The 425-nt window shown below is 43.5% G+C and carries 1 pseudogene; it reads left to right on the forward strand.

The window, feature by feature from the left end:
- Window positions 1–425 (forward strand): annotated as a pseudogene (locus tag H0X90_RS35420) (NAD+ synthase); the annotation flags it as partial.

Raw genomic sequence — 425 nt, forward strand, 5'->3', positions numbered from 1 at the left:
CCCTTTGATTATCGTAAATACCAGCTGAGAGAAGAGCTTTTAAGATCTTATGCTAAACGAGGGGTGTCCATTATTTATGTCAATCAAATTGGTGGTCAGGACGATTTGCTTTTTGATGGGCAATCTTTAGCCATGGATAATCAAGGTATTATCCGTGCTCTGGCTCCTGCCTTTGAAGAAAGCTTATGTACTGTCAATATAGACGGTAACAAAATAGACGGATCAATCACCCCTTACCTCGACAAAGAAGCACTTATTTATAAGGCACTGGTTTGTGGTACCAGAGATTACGTCAGAAAAAACAATTTCCCTGGCGTACTGCTTGGGCTCTCCGGAGGCATTGACTCTGCCTTAACGTTAACAATAGCTGTCGATGCGCTCGGAGCAGAGCAAGTCCATGCCGTGTTGATGCCCTCACAATATAC

The organism is Burkholderia sp. 9775_39 (assembly GCF_015712225.1).
GTDB classification, from domain to species: Bacteria; Pseudomonadota; Gammaproteobacteria; order Burkholderiales; family Burkholderiaceae; genus Burkholderia; species Burkholderia cenocepacia.